Raw genomic sequence first — 5,093 nt, 5'->3', positions numbered from 1 at the left:
AAAATCAATGAAGAGTTTGATCCTGGCTCAGAACGAACGCTGGTGGCGTGTCTTATACATGCAAGTCGAGCGAGGCAGCAATGCCGAGCGGCGAACGGGTGAGTAACGCGTAAGCAATCTGCCCCATATCAGGAAATACCCGTGCCAACGCGCGGTTAATGTCCAGGAGAGTGGCCCTCTGCATGGAGGGTTGACTAGAGATTTATCGGTATGGGATGAGCTTGCGTCCGATTAGCTAGTTGGCGGGGCAACGGCCCACCAAGGCGACGATCGGTAGCCGGCCTGAGAGGGTGATCGGCCACATTGGGACTGAGATACGGCCCAGACTCCTACGGGAGGCAGCAGTAGGGAATATTGCACAATGGGGGAAACCCTGATGCAGCAACGCCACGTGTGGGAAGAAGCATTTCGGTGTGTAAACCACTGTCATGAGGGAATAAGGCCCGCCTTCGGACGGGATTGAATGTACCTTGAGAGGAAGCACCGGCAAACTTCGTGCCAGCAGCCGCGGTAATACGAGGGGTGCAAGCGTTGTTCGGAATTACTGGGCGTAAAGGGAGCGTAGGCGGAGATTCAAGCGGATTGTACAATCCCGGGGCCCAACCCCGGCTCTGCAGTCCGAACTGGATCTCTTGGATAGTTCAGGGGCAGGCGGAATTCCTGGTGTAGCGGTGGAATGCGTAGAGATCAGGAAGAACACCGATGGCGAAGGCAGCCTGCTGGGGACTTATCGACGCTGAGGCTCGAAAGTGCGGGTAGCAAACAGGATTAGATACCCTGGTAGTCCGCACCGTAAACAATGCATACTGGGTGTCCGGGGGTTCCCCCGGGTACCGTAGCCAACGCGTTAAGTATGCCGCCTGGGGAGTACGTACGCAAGTATGAAACTCAAAGGAATTGACGGGGGCCCGCACAAGCGGTGGAGCATGTGGTTTAATTCGAAGCAACGCGCAGAACCTTACCAGGGTTTGACATGGGAACGCCGCGGCGAGAGATCGCCGTTTTGCAGCAATGCAACGTTCCGCACAGGTGCTGCATGGCTGTCGTCAGCTCGTGTCGTGAGATGTTGGGTTAAGTCCCGCAACGAGCGCAACCCACGTTTCCAGTTGCCACCCGCAAGGGGGCCCTCTGGAGAGACTGCCGGGGACAACCCGGAGGAAGGTGTGGATGACGTCAAGTCCTCATGGCCCTTACATCCTGGGCTACACACGTGCTACAATGGTCGGTACAATGGGTCGCAACGCCGCGAGGCGGAGCCAATCCTCAAAGCCGTCCTCAGTTCGGATCGGAGTCTGCAACTCGACTCCGTGAAGCTGGAATCGCTAGTAATCGTGGGTCAGCACACCACGGTGAATACGTTCCCGGGCCTTGTACACACCGCCCGTCAAGCCATGGGAGAAGGGAGTGCTCTAAGTCGTGCAAGCGCCTAAAGCAAGACCTTTGACTGGGGCTAAGTCGTAACAAGGTAGCCGTACCGGAAGGTGCGGCTGGATTACCTCCTTTAAGGAGTAAATCTGGAACACAAGTTCCAACAGCCTGTTTTTCGAGACATCAAGTCCGTCACCCAAGTACATCTCCGATTCTTTTAGAGCCCGGGTCTGTAGCTCAGCTGGTTAGAGCACCGCTCTGATAAGGCGGGGGTCAATGGTTCAAGTCCATTCAGGCCCACTTTCAGGGGTTATAGCTCAACTGGTAGAGCGCCAGCTTTGCAAGCTGGATGTTAGGAGTTCGAGTCTCCTTAGCTCCAGGAAGCACCGACCGGGTGCAGAAAACATCGTCCCAGCGAGGACATGTGAAAATTGAAATTTCGGCATGGAAACTAACAAAGCAATCAAGCATACAGAGTGACTTGAAGCACCAAGAAAAATAAAGGTGGATTCGAGCTGCTCATGCGGCAGAACAGAGCTGAATCGCTGGAATTAGGATTTAAGCGAAGGAATGCACGCGGGGGATGCCTAGGCATCCGCCGGCGACGAAGGACGGGCCAAGCCCCGAAAGTCCCATGCGAGGCGCAAAGGGCCTTTGACCATGGGGGATCCGAATGGGGAAACCCACGCGCAAGCGTATCCTCTCGATGAATACATAGTCGAGCGGAGGCAAACCCGGGGAACTGAAACATCTCAGTACCCGGAGGAAAAGAAATCAACCGAGATTCCCGCAGTAGTGGTGAGCGAACCGGGAGGAGCCCAGACGGGTTGCGTACAGTGGACAGAGAGCGAAGCGGGATGGAAAGCCCCCCCACAGCAGGTGACAGGCCTGTAGCGATCTAGAATCTGACGTCCGTCGAAGAGTAGGGCGGGACACGTGAAATCCTGCCTGAAGACGGGGGGACCACCCTCCAAGGCTAAATACGAGCGGATGACCGATAGTGCACAGTACCATGAGGGAAAGGTGAAAAGCACCCCGAGAGGGGAGTGAAATAGCGCCTGAAACCGCGTGCATACATTCTGTCGGAGGGAGGATTCATCCTCCTGACGGCGTGCCTTTTGTTTAATGAGCCAGCGAGTTGCTCGTGTACGGCAAGGTTAAGGGCCTCAGGTCCGGAGCCGAAGCGAAAGCGAGTCTCAACTGGGCGACCAGTCGTACACGGCAGACACGAAGCCTTAGTGATCTACCCATGGCCAAGCTGAAGCGGAAGTAACATTCCGTGGAGGGCTGAACCGATATACATTGAAACGTGTTCGGATGAGCTGTGGGTAGGGGTGAAAGGCCAATCAAACTGGGCGATAGCTTGTTCTCTCCGAAACATATTTAGGTATGGCGTCATGTTAGCTTCACGGGGGTAGAGCACTGGCAGGACTAGGGGGCACACCCGCTTACCAAACCCTATCAAACTCCGAATACCGTGAACGCGATGCATGGCAGACAGCCTGCGAGTGATAAGATCCGTAGACGAAAGGGAAACAACCCTGACCACCGACTAAGCGTCCCCAAGTACGTGCCAAGTGGGAAAGGATGTGGAGCTGCACAGACAGCCAGGAGGTTAGCTTAGAAGCAGCTATCCTTTAAAGAAAGCGTAATAGCTCACTGGTCAAGCGGCTCCGCGCCAAAAATGATCGGGACTAAGCACGTCACCGAAGTCGTGGGCTCCAGCAATGGAGCGGTAGGAGAGCGTTCCGCAGGCCTGGGAAGGCGGGTGGCGATGCCCGCTGGAGGCACCGGAAACGAGAATGCTGGCATGAGTATGCGAAAATGCGGGTGAAAAACCCGCACACCGTAAGTCCAAGGGTTCCCGGGCAAGGATAATCCTCCCGGGGTCAGTCGGGATCTAAGACGAGGCCGAGAGGCGTAGCCGATGACAACCAGGCGAACATTCCTGGACCCTCCGATAAGCGTCACAACCGACGCGGCGACGCATGGGAATTCACGGGGCGGCCGATGGATGCCGCTGAAGGAGTGCGAGGCGCAGGGGCGGCAAATCCCCCCTGCACAAGCCCCAGGCTCCGGACCCCCGGAAGGCTTCGGCCGGAAGGGGCGCCGCGATGGACCGTGCCAGGAAAAACCGCTAAGGGAGCGAACGGAGGCCCGTACCGTAAACCGACACAGGTGGACGAGGCGAATAGCCTAAGGTGCTCGAGACAACTCGGGAGAAGGAACTCGGCAAATTAACCCCGTAACTTCGGGATAAGGGGAGCCTCCGGTTGTGACCGTGAACAGCGGGAAGCATCTGGAGGTCGCAGGGAAACGGCAGAAGCGACTGTTTACCAAAAACACAGGGCCATGCTAACACGCAAGTGGACGTATATGGTCTGACACGTGCCCGGTGCCGGAAGGTTAACAGGAGGGGTCAGCGCAAGCGAAGCCCTGAATCGAAGCCCCGGTAAACGGCGGCCGTAACTATAACGGTCCTAAGGTAGCGAAATTCCTTGTCGGGTAAGTTCCGACCTGCACGAATCGTGTAACGACTTCTGCACTGTCTCCTCCCGGGACTCGGCGAAATTGCAGTGCCGGTGAAGATGCCGGCAACCCGCACCTGGACGGAAAGACCCCATGAACCTTCACTGTATTTTGACATTGGTTTTAGGGCTGGCATGTGTAGGATAGGTGGGAGGCTATGAGCCGGCGACGCCAGTCGTCGGGGAGCCGTCCTTGAAATACCACCCTTGCCCGTTTTGAGATCTAACCTCGTCCCGTCATCCGGGACAGGGACCGTGTCTGATGGTCAGTTTGACTGGGGCGGTCGCCTCCCAAAAGGTAACGGAGGCATCCAAAGGTTCCCTCAGCGCGGTCGGCAATCGCGCGCAGAGCACAAAGGCATAAGGGAGCTTGACTGCGAGACGGACACGTCGAGCAGGTACGAAAGTAGGGCTTAGTGATCCCGCGGTACAGCGTGGAAAGGCCGTTGCTCAATGGATAAAAGGTACTCTGGGGATAACAGGCTGATCTCCCCCAAGCGTTCATAGCGACGGGGAGGTTTGGCACCTCGATGTCGGCTCGTCGCATCCTGGGGCTGGAGAAGGTCCCAAGGGTTTGGCTGTTCGCCAATTAAAGCGGCACGCGAGCTGGGTTCAAAACGTCGTGAGACAGTTTGGTCCCTATCCGGTGTGGGCGTTCGAGACTTGAGGGAAGCTGTCCTTAGTACGAGAGGACCGGGACGGACGGACCTCCGGTGTACCGGCTGTCGCGCCAGCGGCATTGCCGGGTAGCCATGTCCGGATTGGAGAAACGCTGAAGGCATCTAAGCGTGAAGCCATTCCCAAGATCAGGTCTCGCGGGGGCAACCCCCTGAAGGGCCGTCGGAGACTACGACGTCGATAGGCCGCAGGTGTAAGCGTGGCGACACGTTGAGCCGAGCGGTACTAATAGCCCGTGAGACGCTTTTCCTTTCTTTCAACGATTTGGTTCAACTGTCCCGCGTGGGCAGCCCGGACCCGCCTGGCTTCAGAGCTCTGGTGATTGCAAAAAGTTTTAGGTTCCATGCAAGAGTTTGTTTCAGCGGTTATCGAGTGAGGGTCACACCCGTTCCCATCCCGAACACGGAAGTTAAGCCTCAGATCGCCGATGGTACCTGGCCCCCGGGCCCGGGAGAGTAGGTCGCCGCTGGATTCACGCCCCGCCTGACGCAACACGTCGGGCGGGGCTTTTTCTTTTTT

Annotated in this window: 2 tRNA genes and 3 rRNA genes; all 5 read left to right on the top strand. The window is 57.0% G+C overall.

The annotated features are described in order from the left end of the window. The first annotated feature begins 4 nt into the window (after nucleotides 1-4). The 5 genes from B7991_RS14575 to rrf all read left to right on the top strand — a co-directional run bounded on the left by B7991_RS14575 (nucleotide 5) and on the right by rrf (nucleotide 5,046). Nucleotides 5-1,503 (top strand): 16S ribosomal RNA (locus tag B7991_RS14575). A 91-nt stretch (nucleotides 1,504-1,594) separates the two neighbouring features. Further along, nucleotides 1,595-1,668: transfer RNA gene (locus tag B7991_RS14570), tRNA-Ile, on the top strand. Between the two features lie 6 nt (nucleotides 1,669-1,674). Next, a tRNA-Ala gene (locus tag B7991_RS14565) sits at nucleotides 1,675-1,747 on the top strand. Between the two features lie 175 nt (nucleotides 1,748-1,922). Then, nucleotides 1,923-4,826: ribosomal RNA gene (locus B7991_RS14560) — 23S ribosomal RNA — on the top strand. A 105-nt stretch (nucleotides 4,827-4,931) separates the two neighbouring features. Then, nucleotides 4,932-5,046, top strand: a 5S ribosomal RNA gene (gene rrf / locus B7991_RS14555). Together the 16S, 23S and 5S rRNA genes with 2 tRNA genes alongside form the textbook arrangement of a ribosomal RNA operon. Nucleotides 5,047-5,093: the final 47 nt, after the last annotated feature.

The sequence above is a fragment of the Fibrobacter sp. UWB3 genome (genome assembly GCF_002210405.1).
Classification (GTDB): Bacteria; Fibrobacterota; Fibrobacteria; order Fibrobacterales; family Fibrobacteraceae; genus Fibrobacter.
Note: the sequence above shows the minus strand (reverse complement) of the source record. Positions and strands in the feature narration are given on the sequence as shown.